At 47.0% G+C, this 18,101-nt stretch carries 18 protein-coding genes and 1 riboswitch; of the genes, 11 read left to right on the forward strand and 7 right to left on the reverse strand.

The window, feature by feature from the left end; translation table 11 throughout:
* Window positions 1-389 precede the first annotated feature (389 nt).
* The 3 genes from P2G85_RS16940 to ribB all read left to right on the forward strand — a co-directional run bounded on the left by P2G85_RS16940 (window position 390) and on the right by ribB (window position 2,906).
* Entirely contained in the window at window positions 390-1,028 is a 639-nt protein-coding gene (locus P2G85_RS16940) for an HD domain-containing protein (RefSeq protein WP_275865246.1), read from the forward strand.
* 243 nt (window positions 1,029-1,271) lie between these two features.
* A complete protein-coding gene (locus P2G85_RS16945; RefSeq protein ID WP_275865247.1) occupies window positions 1,272-1,895 on the forward strand; it encodes a triacylglycerol lipase in 624 nt (207 codons plus the stop codon).
* A gap of 103 nt (window positions 1,896-1,998) precedes the next feature.
* Window positions 1,999-2,139, forward strand: a riboswitch (FMN riboswitch).
* A 110-nt stretch (window positions 2,140-2,249) separates the two neighbouring features.
* The gene (ribB, locus tag P2G85_RS16950) at window positions 2,250-2,906 is read left to right on the forward strand and encodes a 3,4-dihydroxy-2-butanone-4-phosphate synthase (protein WP_275865248.1); all 657 of its coding nucleotides are present in this window, start codon (window positions 2,250-2,252) and stop codon (window positions 2,904-2,906) included.
* A 312-nt stretch (window positions 2,907-3,218) separates the two neighbouring features.
* On the opposite strand, the gene P2G85_RS16955 is transcribed toward ribB, so the two are convergent.
* A complete protein-coding gene (locus tag P2G85_RS16955; RefSeq protein ID WP_275865249.1) occupies window positions 3,219-4,241 on the reverse strand; it encodes a porin in 1,023 nt (340 codons plus the stop codon).
* 562 nt (window positions 4,242-4,803) lie between these two features.
* On the opposite strand from P2G85_RS16955, the gene P2G85_RS16960 reads away from it, so the two are divergent.
* The 3 genes from P2G85_RS16960 to P2G85_RS16970 all read left to right on the forward strand — a co-directional run bounded on the left by P2G85_RS16960 (window position 4,804) and on the right by P2G85_RS16970 (window position 7,674).
* Window positions 4,804-5,745 (forward strand): porin, encoded by a 942-nt coding sequence (locus tag P2G85_RS16960; RefSeq protein WP_275865250.1) that lies wholly within the window; start codon window positions 4,804-4,806, stop codon window positions 5,743-5,745.
* A 413-nt stretch (window positions 5,746-6,158) separates the two neighbouring features.
* Entirely contained in the window at window positions 6,159-7,001 is an 843-nt protein-coding gene (locus P2G85_RS16965) for a DMT family transporter (protein WP_275865265.1), read from the forward strand.
* A gap of 58 nt (window positions 7,002-7,059) precedes the next feature.
* Window positions 7,060-7,674 carry a glutaredoxin gene (locus P2G85_RS16970; RefSeq protein ID WP_275865251.1) on the forward strand — a complete coding sequence of 205 codons (615 nt, stop codon included), beginning with the start codon at window positions 7,060-7,062 and terminating at the stop codon, window positions 7,672-7,674.
* Window positions 7,675-7,717: 43 nt separating this feature from the next.
* On the opposite strand, the gene P2G85_RS16975 is transcribed toward P2G85_RS16970, so the two are convergent.
* The 3 genes from P2G85_RS16975 to P2G85_RS16985 all read right to left on the reverse strand — a co-directional run bounded on the left by P2G85_RS16975 (window position 7,718) and on the right by P2G85_RS16985 (window position 9,660).
* On the reverse strand, window positions 7,718-7,852 hold the full coding sequence (locus tag P2G85_RS16975) for a hypothetical protein (RefSeq protein ID WP_275865252.1): 135 nt from the start codon (window positions 7,850-7,852) through the stop codon (window positions 7,718-7,720).
* A gap of 147 nt (window positions 7,853-7,999) precedes the next feature.
* Window positions 8,000-8,347 (reverse strand): hypothetical protein, encoded by a 348-nt coding sequence (locus P2G85_RS16980; protein ID WP_275865253.1) that lies wholly within the window; start codon window positions 8,345-8,347, stop codon window positions 8,000-8,002.
* A gap of 116 nt (window positions 8,348-8,463) precedes the next feature.
* Window positions 8,464-9,660, reverse strand: coding sequence for a multidrug effflux MFS transporter (locus P2G85_RS16985; RefSeq protein ID WP_275865254.1), 1,197 nt, complete (start codon window positions 9,658-9,660; stop codon window positions 8,464-8,466).
* Window positions 9,661-9,764: 104 nt separating this feature from the next.
* Between P2G85_RS16985 and P2G85_RS16990 the strand changes: the two genes are divergently transcribed.
* Both P2G85_RS16990 and P2G85_RS16995 read left to right on the forward strand, forming a co-directional pair.
* Window positions 9,765-10,706, forward strand: a complete 942-nt coding sequence (locus P2G85_RS16990; RefSeq protein WP_275865255.1) for a LysR family transcriptional regulator — start codon at window positions 9,765-9,767, stop codon at window positions 10,704-10,706.
* A 181-nt stretch (window positions 10,707-10,887) separates the two neighbouring features.
* Window positions 10,888-12,708 carry a GGDEF domain-containing phosphodiesterase gene (locus P2G85_RS16995; RefSeq protein ID WP_275865256.1) on the forward strand — a complete coding sequence of 607 codons (1,821 nt, stop codon included), beginning with the start codon at window positions 10,888-10,890 and terminating at the stop codon, window positions 12,706-12,708.
* Window positions 12,709-12,775: 67 nt separating this feature from the next.
* Here P2G85_RS16995 and P2G85_RS17000 read toward each other — a convergent pair whose 3' ends face one another.
* Together P2G85_RS17000 and P2G85_RS17005 are read right to left on the reverse strand one after the other, a co-directional pair.
* Window positions 12,776-14,059, reverse strand: coding sequence for a peptidoglycan DD-metalloendopeptidase family protein (locus P2G85_RS17000; protein ID WP_275865257.1), 1,284 nt, complete (start codon window positions 14,057-14,059; stop codon window positions 12,776-12,778).
* A 125-nt stretch (window positions 14,060-14,184) separates the two neighbouring features.
* Window positions 14,185-14,811 (reverse strand): hypothetical protein, encoded by a 627-nt coding sequence (locus P2G85_RS17005; RefSeq protein WP_275865258.1) that lies wholly within the window; start codon window positions 14,809-14,811, stop codon window positions 14,185-14,187.
* A 172-nt stretch (window positions 14,812-14,983) separates the two neighbouring features.
* Here P2G85_RS17005 and P2G85_RS17010 point away from each other — a divergent pair, with 172 nt between their 5' ends.
* The 3 genes from P2G85_RS17010 to P2G85_RS17020 all read left to right on the forward strand — a co-directional run bounded on the left by P2G85_RS17010 (window position 14,984) and on the right by P2G85_RS17020 (window position 17,976).
* Window positions 14,984-15,391 carry a GFA family protein gene (locus P2G85_RS17010; RefSeq protein ID WP_275865259.1) on the forward strand — a complete coding sequence of 136 codons (408 nt, stop codon included), beginning with the start codon at window positions 14,984-14,986 and terminating at the stop codon, window positions 15,389-15,391.
* A gap of 118 nt (window positions 15,392-15,509) precedes the next feature.
* Complete coding sequence (locus P2G85_RS17015) at window positions 15,510-16,187, forward strand: YoaK family protein (RefSeq protein ID WP_275865260.1); 678 nt, start codon at window positions 15,510-15,512, stop codon at window positions 16,185-16,187.
* Between the two features lie 424 nt (window positions 16,188-16,611).
* Window positions 16,612-17,976 (forward strand): YjiH family protein, encoded by a 1,365-nt coding sequence (locus tag P2G85_RS17020; protein ID WP_275865261.1) that lies wholly within the window; start codon window positions 16,612-16,614, stop codon window positions 17,974-17,976.
* A 36-nt stretch (window positions 17,977-18,012) separates the two neighbouring features.
* Here the strand turns inward: P2G85_RS17020 and P2G85_RS17025 are convergent.
* Window positions 18,013-18,101, reverse strand: an 89-nt coding sequence (locus tag P2G85_RS17025) for an integrase core domain-containing protein (RefSeq protein WP_141107335.1), incomplete at its 5' end; no start/stop codon positions are given.

Raw genomic sequence — 18,101 nt, forward strand, 5'->3', positions numbered from 1 at the left:
AGGGCCAGCAATTGCTGGCCCTTTTTATTGCCTGGAATAATTAAACAAGTAACAAAAGAAATGAGCTTCAAACTAAATTATCCGTTTACGGTAAGGCAGCAGTTCTCAATACTCAAACAACTAAAAGGTGCCTCACTTTCAGCTTGGTAACCCAGCTCCAAAAATTAGCTGGTGTTACTTGTCATCCGCCAACGAAGCCCACGGCTGCTCTCTTTTAAGCATTACCAACTCCCGCAGACCACTCCTCGCGATTTGAGGCAAACTGGCTCTTAGTTATATCAATCACCTGAAAAAGCAATCACCTAATCCCCATAACAACGCTATTTTTTAGCAATTTGTTTTAGAGTTGGGCATACTTTTGCCCAAACCAATATTCAAAAATGCTATCCATGACGTTATTAACCCCAATAGAGCCGTTGCTGCTTGAGTATATGGCACAAGAAATGCGAACCGACAGCGCACACGACATCAGCCACATACAACGCGTAGTCAAAACCGCCAAACACCTCACCGAGCAAGAAGGGGCAGAGTTAGCAGTAGTATTGCCGGCAGCCTACCTACACGACTGTTTCACCTATCCCAAAGATCACCCCAACAGAAAACAAAGCTCGTTGGTTGCGGCCCAAAAAGCCATCGAATTTCTGGAAAGCATTGCCTACCCCAGCCAGTACCATGATGCTATCGCTCATGCCATTGAAGCTCACAGCTTCAGTGCCAATATCAGCCCACAAACACTCGAAGCGCAAATTGTGCAAGATGCCGACCGATTAGATGCACTGGGAGCGATCGGGATAAGCCGCTGCATTCAGGTCAGCACACACTTTGACGCCCGGCTCTATGATCACGATGACATGTTTGCCAATCAGCGTAAACTTGATGACAAACGCTATGCCATCGATCACTTTCGTACCAAACTATTCCAAATCGTTGACACGATGCATACCGATTCAGCAAAACACGAAGCCTTAAAGCGCAAAGCATTCATGCAACAGTATTTGGCGCAATTACAAGCGGAAGTCGAGGGTTAGAAACCACACGCCACCATTCCCAGATCTAAGCTTGCAGTCACCCAAAACCTGCCAAATAACCAGACCATCACCCATTAACCAGGAGAGTTGGCAGAAAACCGAATTTTCTATAATAAGTGGCTTTATTCAAAAGCTTTTAGTCGTCATTTGTTACAACAAAAAGGGCAATATTTACTCATAAACTGACAGCAGTTAAGCACGGTTTCTAGTAGGATAGATAAAGGTACTATTCCGGGAGGTCTGATGAAAATCATTATTTTACATGGTCTTTATATGCATGGGCTGGTCATGCAGCCTCTTAGCCAAAGCCTGCGCAAGCTGGGCTATGACACTCAGGTACTCAGCTACAACACGATTGCTATCAATGAAGAAGCATTGTTTAAACGTCTTGACCAAGCCCTTAATCCAAAAGGCCCCAACACCCTGGTTGGACACAGTTTAGGTGGCCTAATGATCAAACGCTACCTCGCCAGCAGGCACCCGACAACCAACCTGGTTTCTCATGTGGTCGCCATTGGTTCTCCCCTAAAAGGCGCTTCAATCGTGTCACGGATTCAGGATCTCGGCTTAGGCGCACTGCTGGGTAACTCTCCCCATCACGGGCTGAACAAACACGAAGACGTTTGGTCATTCCCACAAAAGCTCGGCAGTATCGCCGGTACTATGCCTATTGGCGCCCGGCCGCTTTTAATCCAGGATGACAATACCATGTCTGATGGTACCGTAACGGTAGAAGAAACCCGCTTAGAAGGCATGCAAGATCATATACTCGTCAAACAGACCCACACCAGTTTGATTTACAATACGTTTGTTCCACGCCAGATTGATTATTTTATCCGCCATGATTCCTTCCTCCACTCACATTAACAGAGTGATAACTTATACAATATCGCACTGTTTGGCTTTCCAATCGATTGCGTAAACAGTATTATCTTGCTGCCGGACTTTTTAGAGAGTTATCGGCTTATTGAATTGTTCTCAGGGCGGGGCGAAATTCCCCACCGGCGGTATACTCCTAAGAGTGAGCCCGCGAGCGCTCGATTCGTCGAGGTCAGCAGATCTGGTGAGAAGCCAGAGCCGACGGTTACAGTCCGGATGAAAGAGAATTAAGAAAACACCAGCTTCTGACCCTTGTCGGAGGACACTGGCGTATTTCTTTTCGATCCCGCAAAGCGGATCACTCATACCGCCCTGATTCTGGTAATATTTAAGGAGTTAACCATGAATCAGTCATCACTACTTGCCGAATTCGGCGACCCGATCACCCGCGTTGAACGCGCATTAACCGCCCTGCAGCAAGGCCGGGGCGTTCTGTTACTTGACGATGAAGATCGCGAGAACGAAGGCGACATTATTTATTCAGTGGAACATCTGACGAATGAACAAATGGCGCTGATGATTCGTGAATGCAGCGGCATTGTATGTCTGTGCCTTACCGACGCACAAGCAGATAAGCTGGAGTTGCCACCGATGGTCGTCAACAACAACAGTGCGAACCAGACCGCCTTTACGGTCTCGATTGAAGCAAAGCAAGGGGTCACCACGGGTGTCTCTGCCGCTGATCGGGTCACAACGATTAAAACCGCCGCCCACCCGAACGCAAAACCAGACGACCTGGCACGGCCAGGGCATGTGTTCCCTCTGCGAGCCCGCCCAGGTGGCGTGCTGACCCGCCGGGGCCATACGGAAGGCACCATTGACTTAATGCAAATGGCAGGGCTCCAGCCCGCTGGTGTCTTATGTGAGGTGACTAATCCAGACGGCACGATGGCGAAAACTGCCGAGATAGTGGCGTTTGGCCGACTACACAATATGCCGGTTTTAACCATTGAAGATATGGTTACCTACCGAAAACAGGTTGACTTAAAGCTTGCCTGAACATGGCATCCGCTATCAGTACCAGATCCAACTTGCTGACTAAAATCACCTCTAGCTACCTTATGGTGGCTATTGGTGATGATTTAGGTAACCAGAGTAACAAGTTAACGGTAATCTATATCTTGTTTTATACCCAAATGGTTACCACAAACAATATAGTCAGCATAGCTAAGGCTTAAGCTGAAATAAAAAACACCCGCAAACGCTAAGTTTGCGGGTGTTTTGTGCCAGGCAAAAGCTTGTTCAACCGTTAATTCAGCGTTTTAATGCTGACTTGTTGCCGGCTTTTCAAACTATTAGGAGCATTGACTGTTACAGGTAGTAACGAGCACCGATAGTCCATTTGTCATCAGTATTGCGACCGTTGCTGTCGTTAAGATCAAACTGGTAACCGGTATATCCGACGAACTTAGGCGTGAAGTTGTATTCAGCCTGTACAGCCATCTCTTCACGTGCGGTTTGCGTTGAAGAACCTTTCTGCTCTTTACCTTCCACTTTTTCGTAGTTCAGGCTCAGATTCAGGCTGCTAGGCAACGCATAAGCGATCAACGCTTCGTACGCATCACTTTCTGCAAGAAGAGTGTTACCCTCGTTCATGTTTTCGTTAGAAGCATACACACCCGCTACATACAGACCTTTACCATATGAGCCGTAGGATGCTGAAACCAGGTGAGATTCAGCGCTGTGCTTACCAACATATGATTGATGCTGGAAATCACCGCCGGTGTAGGCATAGCCAAGTGTTGCCCCCATGACAGAGTAAGACAATGCGACCTGTGCACGCTGATCGTAGTCAACACCATCATCAGCATTAGCGCCCTGCCAACCCAGGCCAAGGTTAAGTGCACCAGCGTCACCTAACTCAAACGTATTGCGGTAAGACAACATTTTTTCCGCACGACCCGTGCCCAGGTTGCCGTGGTTGTCGTATATGAAATCGTTGGCAAACGCAATTGGCATATCGGCAACGCCCGCCACATCATAGTACGGCGCCCATTGCGTACCGGCAACCGCTCGGCCAAAACCTTCATGAGTTAAACCCAGGTAGCCCAGACGAGTCGTAAACGCGTTTTCGCCACCATCCAGGTAGTTAAGCGCCCACTCACCGCGAGCATCCGCCGTAAAACCATTACCTAAATCATGAGTCGCATTGAAGTTGATACGTGGAGAATTGGTACCTACATCCGTATCACCTTGTTCTGAACCATTAAGATTAACTGACACGTGACCGCCAATAGCGAATGTTGTGCCGTCATTGTTGTATAGCTCTACCGCTACGGCTTGAGTGCCAAACGTGGCTGCTGCGATCGCTGCTGCGAGAATTTTTTTGTTCATTATAAAGTCCATGTATTCATTTAATCAGTTGATAAGGCTGTCTTTACAAAAGGGACAACGTGAGCTTCGGCAGCACAAACCCGTCACTTTTGCCTAACAACTGAATCTCACTGTATTGCATCTGGCAACCACAGCAGAGTGAAAAGATATAATTAAAAAAAAAGCCGCAAACGTTCACCTCAAGCAGCCAACGTTCTGCTCAGTAGTCACTCACCTATAAATTACATTTAGTTACAGACGCCGCAGATTTACGTGAGCTCCATCACCAAAACAGCAGTACGCTGGGCTTTAGAACACAGATCCACAGTTACAATTTTTGCCATTGTCCGCGGCTGAAATTCCTTACGCCCCGCCCCGCCTCAAAAGAACTAAAGCACCTCAAAAAAGCTAAAGCCTCTCTCATTACTTTTTTGCAACCTCGAAAACTGACATCTCACTTCAATAAAACTGCAATAAAATCATAATCTAATAGAAATCTATCTTTCATTTTTGCCGTTTACCTTAGCCTCATCAAACACATCGGGCATGTAAGCTCACTAATTACAATTAAGGTAATAAGATAATGAAAAAAGCAGCACTCACTACTGCAGTCCTGGCGGCATTGGTATCAGCACCCACTCTGGCAGCAACCGTTTACGACAACAACGGAACCACGCTGAAAGTTGGCGGCCGTGCAGAAGCGCGTTTTAACCTTTCAGATGAAAATAAAAGCGCTGACACAGATGCTTTCAAAGACAAGTCGCGTGCCCGCGTTAACCTAAAAGGCAAGTCTGAAATTTCTGAAGGCCTGTACGGCTTTGGCAAATACGAAGCAGAACTCGATGGTGAGTCTGACCTCACTAACCGTTATTTCTTCGCCGGTCTGGGGACTTCTTTTGGTGAGTTCTCTTACGGTAAACAAGATTCTGCCCAAGTAATGCTGACAGACATCACTGACACAATGGCAACATTTGGCGGCGAAGCAGCCGACATTGTTGCTGGTAACAAAGATAAGCGTGAAAACAACTTCCTGTATTCTGGTGAATTTGACGCCCTGACACTCAAAGTCAACTATCTGGCCGCAGATGCAGACAACAGCAAAGATAGCGATAGTATCGGTATCGCAGCTCTGTACAATTTTGGCTCATTTGATCTGGGGGCGGGCTACGTTTCGCAAAGCAACGGCAGCGACAATGACGACCAATTCAACTTAGCAGGCCAGTACTCAATGGATGCATTCACCCTGGGCGCACTATTCACTATGGGTACCAAAGCCGATGACGACTACACCGGCTACGAAATTTCGGCTATCTACAAGCCGATGAAGAAACTGGCGCTGGTTGGGGTATATAACTTCCTGGAAATGGACCCAAAAGTGGGCTCAACTGAAGATAAAGTGGACAAACTGGCGATTGAAGCGGTCTACAAGTTCAACGGTCACCTGCGTACGTATGTGGGTTACAAGTTCCAACAAATCGATAATGCTGATGACGAGCTGCAGGCAGGTTTTCGTTACGATTTTTAATTCCCGCCTATGGGGGTAAGTAAGGCCGACACAAGATGTCGGCCTTTTTCGTATAGTAAGCATCTAGAGCTGTACGTCAGAACACCTCCTGCCCCGTTTTAAAGCAGTTTCTCCCACCATTAGTGCAATCACACTACTGAACTAAACCACAATCAAAACAAACACATTAAAATCAGCAACTTAAAAACTGGCATGCAATCTGCAATATTAATATTGAGCAAATGCATGGCAGCGTTTGTGCTTCTCGTTCTTTGTCCCTGCTCTGGCAGGAACGTCCTTTGAATTGGTCACTTGCCTCCCTCCGGGAGGCTTTTTTTTATTGGCGACACCGGCTTTAAAACGTATGATCCCTTCACTCTACATCTTTAGGAAAAACACCAGTGAATCATCATCCTATTCAGGGGGCATCATGGATGCTGACCGCAGGATTAGCATTTGCGATTGTGAACAATTTTGCCCAGATCGCCAGCATCCATTTTAGCGTTGCTTCAACAACTTTCGCTTTATTTCAATATGCCATCGCCCTACTCGCCATTCTTCCCTACCTGCGCACCTTAGGAATTCGACGTTCATTAAGAACCCGGCATTTCGGCTGGCACGCTTTACGGGTCTTTTTTTCTGTGATCGGCATACAACTCTGGCTGTGGGCACTGGCCTACCCGGTTCCAATCTGGCAAGCCATCGCTCTGTTGATGACCTCACCTCTGTTTGCCACGGTCGGGTCCGGGTTGCTTTTGAAGGAAAGAGTGGGGGCTGCTCGTTGGGCTGCCACACTGATGGGCTTTGCCGGGGCGATGATCATTTTGGAACCATGGGCAGATTCCTTTACCTGGGCCGCGCTGCTGCCGGTCGGTGCCGCCTTTTTCTGGGCCGCCTATTCTTTGATGGTGAAGAAATTATCGGTTAATGATCCTCCCTCCACCATGGTTGTGTACTTACTGTTGTTGATCACACCATTTAACGTTTTGTTAGCACTGCCAGAGTTTGCTCTGCCGGAAGAACCGTTAGTTTGGGCACTGTTGCTGGTCGCAGGTGGCCTGACTGCATTGGCACAATGGGCGATTGTAAAAGCGTACGCCGTTGCTGATGCCTCTTTTGTACAGCCCTTTGATCATGCCAAACTGCCACTGAACGTCCTTGCGGGTTGGATGGTATTTGGTTGGGTTCCTCCAGGCCGGTTATGGCTCGGAGCGTTTATCATCATCGGATCCGTAGCTTTCATTACCCATTGGGAAACTAAAAAGCGCGTCGCCTGAAAGAAAACTGGTTGAAGTACGTTCTATATTTGGAGGAAAGCATCATGAGGAACCATGTATGGTACAGCCAATCAAATTAACATTATACCGCTGGGCAGGAAGTTGGGGACCATTTAAAGTCAACATCCCATGCGGAGAATGCACGTTAACCAAAGACATCCTCAACGATACGTTTGAAAATGAACTCGCCGGTGTTCCTGTCGAACTAGAAGTGAAAGACTGGCTGTCCCACTGGTGGGAGCCGCTTAAAATGGGAGCTTGGCATGCGCCAATCCTGATCGTTGAGGGTAAAGTCATCAGCCAGGGGGAGGCGCTGAATCGAGGCGTACTGGTGCAATCTGTCATTACCGAGTGGACAAAGCGCGATAAACTGAAAGGAAATGTCGTTTTCGGCAAAGCAACCTGCCCTTTCTGTATCAAGGCAAAGCAACTGCTGGATGATGCCGGTATCGACTACCACTATCACGATGTGGTGAAAAACAGTGCCGCTTTGTATCGTATGATCCCGGAAGTCAAAGCCATTATTGGCGAAAAAACCCCGGTTACCGTCCCGCAGATCTGGCTCAATGGCAATTACATTGGTGGAGCAGATGCACTGGAAGAGTGGCTCAGACTACACCAGCCAGACAAAACTCCCGATAACGTAATCGAGATCCCCAGCCAATCAGCCTAACCCCGGGATCAAAAAAGCCCTGATTTTCCATCAGGGCTTTTTATTAATTCACTAGTTTTTTGTAAATGCGAGTCAGTACAGACGCTTTTTTCTTTTTCGCTTTACCGTACATTGCTTTGTGCATCGCATCACGGCCTACCATCTGGCCAATATAAAAACCACCTAGTTCGTTACCCATGACCATCTCCTGATATGTAATTAACTTTCTTTATGTTGTAATTTTACACCTATAAAGGCAGTTATCAAGAGTTAGATCACATTTTTTTGTAATTTTTTTTCAGCAATGACGGCGAAACTAGCTGTGATTATTTCCGCCGGGTATCAATCAACGTTTGGGTTGCTGATAAGTTTTACCGGCTGCGCTGTAGGTATCTTTCTGTTTAATTTCAAAAAACGTTTCAAAAAACCACGCTGCAAACTTGACCAAATGGTCACCTTCATTCATCACATGTTCAACATACTCTTGTTCTACTCCAGACTCGTCCTTCTGCAGGGTAACGTGATAGATGCGTTTTTCACCAGCAACTTCGGCAAGACCAAACTGACCGGTTAGTGACTGGGCAGCCTGGGCAATTTCCTCATTCTCATTCGCCTTTAGTAATTCAAGGGCGGCTGGCATGCTTTCTTGCTGGCAAACATTCTTCACCAACAACTCAAATTCATTCTGTTGCATTTTACACCTACTTCTTTTCTTGGAAGATGACCAGAGCAACAAGCACATTACAGGCTCTTACTCAGGTTTCGAAATTGGCGCATTGTAAAAAGCAGCAGATGCGCTTGCAAGCAGATTCAACTGGCCGCCTCAACTTTCAAGATCTTCTCACGGCTTACCCTGATGGTGTTGAAAAACAGGATCACACCCGATCCAATGGCTACAATCAGGTAAAACATCCCCAACTGGGCTTGGGTTGTCACCCACTTATCAACCAGGTACCCGCCTAATACCCCAGCCAAACACATTTGAATCGAACCGGACAACGCAGATACGGCTCCTGCCTGGTGCTTATGAGGCGCTAATAACAAGCTGACAGACAAAGGAAAAGATATCCCCTGCGCAAAGCTCATACAGGTGAAGCTCACCAGCAATGTAGTGACCGAAAACGAACCGAATAAAAGCATAAGCGCAGAGATGCCAACCAGGGTAAAACTGACCGATAAGCTCTGCCCGACACGGAAACCGTTTCGGCTCAAAATGTTGACGGTTACGCTACCCAGCAGCAAACCAACTGAAGGCACTATCATCAACACGCCATAATCCGCCGCAGTCAAACCCAGTTCCTGTTGGATTAAAAATGGGTAAAGGGACAGCGTTACCAGACTGGCAAGATAACTCAACCAATTATATCCGGCACTGCCGATGACCTGAGCATTGGTCAACAATCTGACATAGTTACGTATTACTTTTACCAGCTCAAAACGGCTCTTGGGGTATGGTAAAGTTTCCGGTAGCACCTGATAACCGAGGAAAAAAATAGCACTGAGATAAACCAATACAAAAGTAAACACCGACTGCCAGTTGATATGATAGGCAATCCACCCCCCAAACAACGGGGCAACAATTGGCATTACCGAGGCGGTGATCGAAATATAAGAAAGCGCTTTAGTCAGTTGAGCACCGTCATAACTGTCTCTTAGTACTGAACGTCCCAGCACCGATGCACTCCCAGCACCAAGCCCTTGAAGTAAGCGCCCCATTTCCAACGCAGTGATATTATCCGAGTAGACAATACACACTATTGTTCCTAGCAAATACACCCCTTGGCCAATCAGGAAGACTGGCCTTCGGCCAATCGCATCGGATAAGGGACCATAAAATAGCTGAGAGGCACCAAAACCAACCAAAAACAACGTCACCAAATACTGGATCTCATTCTGGCTGACAGATAATTCCTGACTTATCAGCGGCAGTGAAGGCAAATAAATACTCACGCCAACCTGGCCGGTTGCAATGATCATCATCGCAAGTAATAACGGGGTTTTACGCAATCGACACTCTCCTCTAATGAACACCAACAGTGTATATTAGTTATTTAAAAGTGATAATTGACGTATTTGGAAAGTAATTAATTCCCAACAGGAAGGAATAGAGAATGGATTGGATTCAAAACATACGCAGCTACATACGCGTCGTTGAAGAAGGCAGTTTCAACGGCGCCGCGCGTAAACTGAACACCACCAGTTCAGCGATCAGTAAACGCATTCAGTGGCTGGAAGACAAAATCGGCGTTCAGTTACTTAAACGCACTACCCGCTCAATCAGCCAAACCGAAGCCGGGGTTTTATTTTATGAACGGGCCAAGCTTCAACTCGACAGTTGGCAATCCGTGCTGGATGAAACGCGCTCAGTCAATCAGTCACCGGCGGGCTTATTAAAAATAGGGGCGACGCTGGCTGTCGGCTCAAAATTTCTTGTCCATTACCTGGATGATTTTCTGGAAAAATACCCCGACATCACCATCCAGCTGACCACCACGCTGGCAGGCCAACTGCCTGAGCTGAGCCTGGATCTGTTTATCAGCCGGGAAATCGATCAGCTCAACTCATTAAGTTTTAAGGCCAGCCCGCTGTTTGAACATAAAGCGCGCTTTTACGCCGCGCCGAGCTACCTTGAAAAATTTGGCGCGCCACAAGTGATTGAGGATCTTGCAGATCACAATGTGCTGATTTGGGGTGAAAAACCCAGCAGGGAAATCAAAACCAACACCGGGAAACGTCTCACCTTAAAAGGTAACTTTGCCACCACCAATCCCGAAGCACTTTTTCATGGCGCGAAGCGAGGAATGGGGGTATTACTGACCAATAATGTCATGATCAAGGAAGAGCTTAGATCTGGCGCATTAGTCCCTATTTTGCCGAAGATCACTGCAGATGAAGCCATTGTCTATGCTTATTATCCAAAACTGGCTTACAAGCATACCAGAACCCAGCTGTTTTTAGATTACCTGAAAACTCGCCTCGAAGAAGAAAATATCAGCAATAGTTTGCGAGATAGTGGCCCACTTAAACCTGAGCGGAACTACCGGCTAAAGTAACATTACATACGGTATAAATACGCCGAACTCCGACGATTAGAGTTTGAAAACTCGCGTAATTTCAGCGATAGTAAAAACGATGCATATAAAAGATAATCCGCGCCAATATTAATAAAAGCTGAAAAAGCTAACAAAAAATAGAAAAGCGGTAAGGAAGAGATAACGTCAGATGAAGTGTTCAATGGATGAAACACAAATCAGTTTCGCTGAGCTAGAAGCGTTGCTGAACCTTGATGGCACAGCACTACTCGATAAGGTGACACTGAACTTACACCAGAGCTTAGATACCTATCACACCTGTGTGGTTGAAATTGCTCATGTCCAGCACCGTGCGAGTACGCTTTCGTACGCCCACAACCACTCAATCAATAATAACACTGATTACTGTCTGACCGGCACTCCCTGTGAACAAGTTCTCAGAGATATTGGTAAGGCTGTATTTTACAATAAGGAAGTATACCAACTATTTCCCAACGACAGAGGCCTGAGAGACGCCGGCATTCAAGCCTATCTGGGCTTACCTTTACACAGTCAGTCCGGGGAAGTGTTTGGCATTCTTCTGTCCAGTTTTCAGCGGGAAATATCTGATCACGAAATGCAAGCTTTCCTCAGAAGACACCGCCTCTACGCTAATTTCATTATCCACTGCTTGCGAGAAAAGTGGAGCAGTGAACGCTCTGACCGGCTACTCAACCAACTCAGTTACGAAGTATCACATGACAACCTGACCGGATTGCTCAATCGCAGTTGCCTTGCCGATAAACTTGAAGTACTTGCCCAGCAGACTACGGGGCCATTCAGTCTAGCCTACCTGGATATCGACAACTTTAAGTCGATCAATGACATCAACGGTAACTACATTGGCGATCAAATTATCAAGTTCACCGCCAACGTAATAGAGCAGTGCTTATCCACCGCCAATAATGCGTTTCGTGTCGCTGGCGATGAGTTTGCTTTTATTATCTTTGACGAAGATCCTGTTGCCGTTTGCTACCAGATCCTCGACAAAATTGAAAAAGGCTATTGCGATAAGTCCAATCAGATCCTCTTCAATGTAAGTATCGGCATCGCCAGGGCATCGGTGCATATGCTCAACAGCGATGATCTGATCCTGCACGCCAGTCTGGCGCTGAAAGAATGTAAAAAACGCAGGAACACCCGCATCCAGCATTACGATACTCAACTTAGTGCTCTGTATCTGCGTCAAACTCAATTAATTCAGGCGATGCGTACTCAACTTCTTCTCCCTGCAGAAGAAGGCAATGAGTTTGACATTGCTCTTCAACCGATAGTCGATGTCAGTTCGACACGCTGGGATCATTTTGAAGTGCTGGCAAGGTGGCAAAGTAAAACATTCGGCCCAATCCCACCATCGGAGTTTATCGAAGCAGCTGAGCAATCAGGCTTGATCGTCAGGCTTGGTGAACACATTTTCGAACTCGCCTGCCGGGCAAAGCAAACTCTGGAGCAACAGTTAGGCTTTCCTGTCACCCTTTCCGTTAACTGTTCGGCTTATGAGCTGGTCGATTCGAACCGCTATATTAATCACCTGACAGCCATGCTGGAGAAATACGACCACAAAGCATCAGACTTTGTAATTGAGCTTACGGAGACAGTACTGCTTTCCCAGAGCAGTCAGGAGCAGCTGGTGCTTGACTCTTTGCGTTACCTTGGGTTTAAGATCGCCTTAGACGATTTTGGTACCGGATACTCCAGTCTCAACTACATCCATAGTTACCCGATTGACAGCCTCAAAATCGACGCCACCTTCGTGCAGAATATGGCCGTCAACACCACATCCGAACAAGTAGTGCTGCTGATTGCTCAACTCGCACAATTACTCGACGTTGAACTGATCGCAGAAGGCGTAGAAGACGAGCAGGCACTAGGCAGATTGATAGACATGGGCTGCCAGCACATTCAAGGGTATTACTACTGTAGGCCTAATAATATCGAGGCACTGATTGAGATCATTCAGAACAGGCAGGTGAGAAGCGCATAGCGCACCTTTCCCCCTCCCGGAGACAATAAAGCCGAGCGTATGCTCGGCTTGTATTTGTCAGGCTTAATCAGAGAGTGGCTTTTCGTTCTCCATCCAACAAACTGTTCATTTCGTCGCGTTTGGCAACGAATGCTGACATATCCTTCTTCGGCACAGAGTTGGCCATTGGAATATTGGCGCGCATCGCGTTCACCGGACGTCCATATTCAATCAGTTCATAATGCAAATGCGGCCCGGTTACACGGCCGGTACTGCCGGAAAGGCCGATCCGTTGACCACGCGACACTTTCTGTCCTTTTCTCACCATTATTTTACTCAGGTGGAGATAGCGGGTTTTGTATTTATTGCCATGCTCAATCACGATGTAATTACCCGCGTATGGGTGTTTACGTGTCATGACTACTGTACCATCACCGGTCGCCACAATCGGCGTCCCTGTCGGCGTCGCAAAGTCAGTACCGTTATGCGGTGCTACACGTCCGGTTACCGGGTGCAGCCGGTTCGGGTTAAAACCAGAGCTGATACGCCATTGCCGGCTTACCGGATAGCGCTGGAAGGCCCGCTGCAAACTCTCCCCTTTGGCATTGTAGAACTGCCCATCGGAGTGCTGATAAGCGGTAACCTCACGCCCCCGGTTATAAAACTTGATTGCCTCTATTTCATTCTTACCCGTCGGCACGCCTTCAATGAACTGGGAGCGACGAACAATTTCAAAGCGATCGCCCGCCCGAAGATCCCGACCAAAGTTAATTTGATCTTTCAGCAAATTTACAACTTGGCTTATCTCCGCTGATGTTAAACCCATGTTGTTAGCCGAGGTAGAAAAGCTACCATGGATTTCTCCCACTACCGGTTGTCGATGCCACTCACCCGGAATAGAAATATCACTAAAGTCATAGCCCCCATCACTGTTAAGCTGATAAACAACCTTGTCAGCAATGGAAAACTCCAGTTCCATTTTGCTTAGTGCACCTGTACCTTCCTGGCGCCAAAAGCGCAGTGTGTTACCGGGTTTAAGCGTGTCCAGAGCCAAATAGTTTAAATCGGTCTCCATCACGTCCATCAACACGCTATAACCAAAGCCCAGTTGATTAAAAATGGTGCTAAGGTTGTCACCTTCCCGGATTTGGTACTCAAATGTAGGAGGCGTAACAAACCCGGCATTTGCAGCGTCAAGGATTTGCTCTACTACCTGGGATTCTGGCAGGTTCAATGCGATGGTTTTCGTCAAGGGTGACTCTGTAAGAGAGTGAGACACACCAATCGCCACCAAGACAGGTAAGGAGTACAGTAAAAGCGCCTTGCGGCCTGTCAGGTTTAGAAATCGTCTTGTTATAACATTTGCAGACACGGAAACGACATCTCCTTATTAATAGGCTCCATAGCTTATGCATTCCTGCCCAAGAAATCACTAGCGAATTTTGAGATTTTGCGCAGAAAACATCGATTTTCTATCGCTCTATGCAAAAAAAATGCCTAACGAATCAACAGCTGATTAGCAGAGCGGCGAAACATTTGCTCAATCAATTGGTTAGGTTCTTCCGCTTTTGCCTGCTCTTCTCCATGAGCGAAATAAACAAGCCTGATCTCGTGATCAGAGTGCCAATTTAACGACGCCAGTTTTATTCGATCGCCGATAAAAATACTATCAACCATCACCACACGGCTCACAGCCGGGTCAAACTTAAACAAGGCCAGATAATAAAATGCCCCCGTTCCCTGGCTCGTCACAATCAGCGGTGACACGATCCAGGGCGTGCCGTCAATCTGGGTTGAACGAATAAAATCCGTCGGAAGCAACACTTCACCGCGAGCGGCACCTGCATCGTAATCGCCTTTGAGGTATTGATGCTCTTTATCCCACTCATCAAGAAAACTCACCGCGCCCGCCTCCGGAACGTGCAGCGTCCATGGGTTGGCAGACTGGATCCCGAGCAACTCAGCGACAATCACATTCGACGGGTCTGCTGCTTGGGGAAACTTGGCCATGATGTCGTCATCTGAAAGAGTAAAGCGATACAAACCGGCGGCAACGACGACGATCAATAACAGTACTGGTATCAACAAAATCAATGGGATAGGTAAGAGTAATTTTCGGTTCACAGGCACACCCCTTAATCTAAATCTTGCTATCAACAATTGGGCGAGTATAACAAGTTTTTCACTACATGATTTAAGGCGGCGAAAAGAAACGACACCACATCACAGCAGAGCCGCTACTCAGTGATGCCAATTATCGTCTAAACTGATGATGAGTCAACGAAAGGTAAAAAGAATGACGACCAGAATCCACTCTTGCGAGTGTGCCTGTGGGGCTGTTCAGATTCGCTGCAAAGGAGCCCCGGTTCAAACCTCACTCCGCTACTGTTTTGAATGTCAAAAACGCACCGGAAGTGTGTTTAGTGCCCAAGCACGATTTCATCAGAGCCAAGTCATCATAGATGGAGAAGTCACCGGTTACAAACGCATCAGCAGTGATGGCGAGGATGTTCGCTATACTTTTTGTCCGGTTTGTGGGACAACACTTACCCTTATAGCTTCCGCCTTTCCGGACAGCGTGGTGATCCCGGTCGGGTTATTCAATGACAAAGAGTTTCCCGCGCCCACGGTCTCCATTTACGAAGAGCGCCAGCACGGCTGGGTGGCATTTGAATGCGCCTCCGAATACATCAACAAAATTTGATCAATCTAAAATAAAGTTGAGCATTTATTGCGGACGATCAATCAACTCAATCAGTAAGCCCTTCCCACCGATTTTCAGAGCGTTATAATCGATTCTTAATCTAAGTTGAGGCTTTAACGTGATTTCTAAACTTCCCCGTTGGGTAGAATACGGCGCATTTATGCTTGCCTTGCTGGCTGGGTGTGTTAACGCTATCGGATTACTGGGTTTTCAGCACCAGGCAATCAGCCATTTGTCAGGCACAGTCACCCAACTTGGCAACAGTTTCTTTAATGACATCAGCAGCACCTTCCACCTGATGTTAATAGTGGTCAGTTTTTTGGTCGGTGCCGCGTTTAGTGGTTTTTTTATTGAAAGTAGCGCACTCAAGCTGGGACGCCGTTATGGTGTTGCCCTGTGTATTGAAGGCACCTTGCTACTCATGAGCCTGGGTTTCTTGATCCAGGGCAATGTATACGGCCAGTATCTGGCCTCCGCGGCATGTGGACTGCAAAACGCTATGATCACCACCTTCAGCGGTGCGGTAGTGCGTACTACCCACATGACCGGTATTATTACCGATCTCGGGATCATGATTGGAGAAAGCCTGCGTGGCCGTCAGTTTGATCATAGAAAAGCCAAACTATTCCTGTTTATTTTTGGTGGCTTCCTACTCGGCGGTGTTTTGGGTGCAGCACTATTTAAATCCTATCAACTGCATGCATTGGCTTTCCCTGCAGGGCTGGCGTATATCATTGCGGTTGCTTACTGGATTTACTTATTTGTGTCACACCGTCGCCACATGACCTCACAATGATAACGGCCAGTGCATTTTGAAAAGTGGCTGGTCGCCAATAAGCTACCTATAAGTCTGGGCACTTATCGCCGACTCACTGCACATGCCCACAAGAACACCACAAGTCATATTCTCACCCTCAGTACTACCAGGCGGGCGCATGTGTTATAGCTCTGTATCTCCTCATCTCTAATACCACTCCCATAAAGCACCATTGACGTGCTACAATTTACTAACATTAAACACAAAACTACATACAAAAACCTGTGTAAATACCGTTTTGCCGAGGAATATTCCTGAATACTTAGATGTATTTAATGAATAGTATTGCATTAATACTGAATTGCGGTTAACCTCCGCATCATAGTGATTAAATACGGATGTTTAGTGAATATTTATGTCATGGATTGTGGCAAGTATTGACTGGTTGTAACACGAGAAAATTATGCAAAATAACACCGATACCGTAAAAGCACCAAAAGGCAACTTTTGGTTGTTTTTCATTCCCTCTCTCATCGGCCTGCTGTTGTTTATGGCACCGATCTCTTATGAGGGCGATCTGACTATTCCTGTTGCAGTAATGGCGAAACTAATCCCGGCACTGCTTGGTGATACATTAGTTGCTATAATCACAGTTATCATTGCGTTTATGGCGGTTGCTTCTGTTCTTTGCAAAATTTTTCGACCTGCCGCTATTCTGCGGAATGGCTTTTTAAATGGTTTGTTTAATCCAAGTATTCTTTGGCTGGTTGTTCGCCTGATCGGTGGCGCCGCAGTAATCATGACCTTTTACCAAATTGGACCAAAAGCAATTTGGGAAGAAAACACTGGTGGCCTGGTACTAACAGGATTGCTACCAACCCTGTTTGCGGTGTTCATTTTTGCTGGCATGCTGCTGCCGCTGCTGCTTAACTTTGGCCTGCTCGAGTTGTTCGGTGCACTACTCAGCAAAATCATGCGTCCGGTATTCAACCTTCCTGGACGTAGTGCGATCGACTGTATGGCGTCTTGGCTTGGCGACGGTAGCGTAGGCATTCTGCTGACCAGCAAACAATATGAAAACAATTTTTATACACAGCGTGAAGCAGCGGTCGTAGGTACCACCTTCTCTGCAGTATCCATTACCTTCAGCTTGGTGGTTATTGCTCAAGTCCGCCTGGAACACTTATTTTTGCCATTCTATGCTGCGATTTGTTTAGCTGGCGTAGTGGCAGCGATCATTATCCCTCGTCTGCCACCGCTTAGCCTGAAAAAAGATCGTTATATGGATGGCAGCAAGCCAAATAAAGATCTGGATGCTGTGCCAGCAGGCCATACCACATTTTCTTGGGGGATGGATTTAGCGCTGAAACGTGCAGGTCGGGTGACCTCCTTCCAAACGGTAGTAAAAGAAGGCCTGCACAATGCCATCGACATGGTGTTTGGTGTACTACCGGTTGTTATGGGCCTGGGTACCGTTGCTCTGGTTATTGCCGAGTACACTCCTGTGTTTGAAATCTTGGGCCAGCCGTTTATTCCATACCTTGAATTATTACAGATCCCAGAGGCCGCTGCGGCATCAAAAACCGTAGTAGTTGGTTTCGCCGACATGTTTATTCCAGCGATTCTGGCCGCTTCCATTGATAATGAAATGACCCGTTTTGTGGTTGCAGCAATGTCAGTAACTCAGCTGATCTATATGTCTGAGGTCGGAGCCTTATTGCTGGGTAGCCGCATTCCAGTCAATGTTGTAGAGCTGTTTGTGATTTTCATCTTACGAACGCTGATAACGCTTCCGGTGATTGCTGGTGTCGCCCATCTCATTTTTTAACCGTGACCCGTCCTGATATGGGTTGACACTTTTTAACTAAAACGCTCGATGTACTTCATCGGGCGTTTTGTATTTCAAAGCCGTATGAGGCCTCATTTGATTATAGATCTCTACGGATTCTGCTA

This window comes from Vibrio sp. CAU 1672 (assembly GCF_029223195.1).
Lineage (GTDB): Bacteria > Pseudomonadota > Gammaproteobacteria > Enterobacterales > Vibrionaceae > Vibrio.

Bases quoted from the DNA above. Each gene is read 5' to 3' on its own strand.
- P2G85_RS16940 (WP_275865246.1), top strand. From the start codon at position 390: ATGACGTTATTAACCCCAATAGAGCCGTTGCTGCTTGAGTATATGGCA.
- P2G85_RS16945 (WP_275865247.1), top strand. From the start codon at position 1,272: ATGAAAATCATTATTTTACATGGTCTTTATATGCATGGGCTGGTCATG.
- ribB (WP_275865248.1), top strand. From the start codon at position 2,250: ATGAATCAGTCATCACTACTTGCCGAATTCGGCGACCCGATCACCCGC.
- P2G85_RS16955 (WP_275865249.1), bottom strand. From the start codon at position 4,241: ATGAACAAAAAAATTCTCGCAGCAGCGATCGCAGCAGCCACGTTTGGC.
- P2G85_RS16960 (WP_275865250.1), top strand. From the start codon at position 4,804: ATGAAAAAAGCAGCACTCACTACTGCAGTCCTGGCGGCATTGGTATCA.
- P2G85_RS16965 (WP_275865265.1), top strand. From the start codon at position 6,159: ATGCTGACCGCAGGATTAGCATTTGCGATTGTGAACAATTTTGCCCAG.
- P2G85_RS16970 (WP_275865251.1), top strand. From the start codon at position 7,060: ATGGTACAGCCAATCAAATTAACATTATACCGCTGGGCAGGAAGTTGG.
- P2G85_RS16975 (WP_275865252.1), bottom strand. From the start codon at position 7,852: ATGGGTAACGAACTAGGTGGTTTTTATATTGGCCAGATGGTAGGCCGT.
- P2G85_RS16980 (WP_275865253.1), bottom strand. From the start codon at position 8,347: ATGCAACAGAATGAATTTGAGTTGTTGGTGAAGAATGTTTGCCAGCAA.
- P2G85_RS16990 (WP_275865255.1), top strand. From the start codon at position 9,765: ATGGATTGGATTCAAAACATACGCAGCTACATACGCGTCGTTGAAGAA.
- P2G85_RS16995 (WP_275865256.1), top strand. From the start codon at position 10,888: ATGGATGAAACACAAATCAGTTTCGCTGAGCTAGAAGCGTTGCTGAAC.
- P2G85_RS17010 (WP_275865259.1), top strand. From the start codon at position 14,984: ATGACGACCAGAATCCACTCTTGCGAGTGTGCCTGTGGGGCTGTTCAG.
- P2G85_RS17020 (WP_275865261.1), top strand. From the start codon at position 16,612: ATGCAAAATAACACCGATACCGTAAAAGCACCAAAAGGCAACTTTTGG.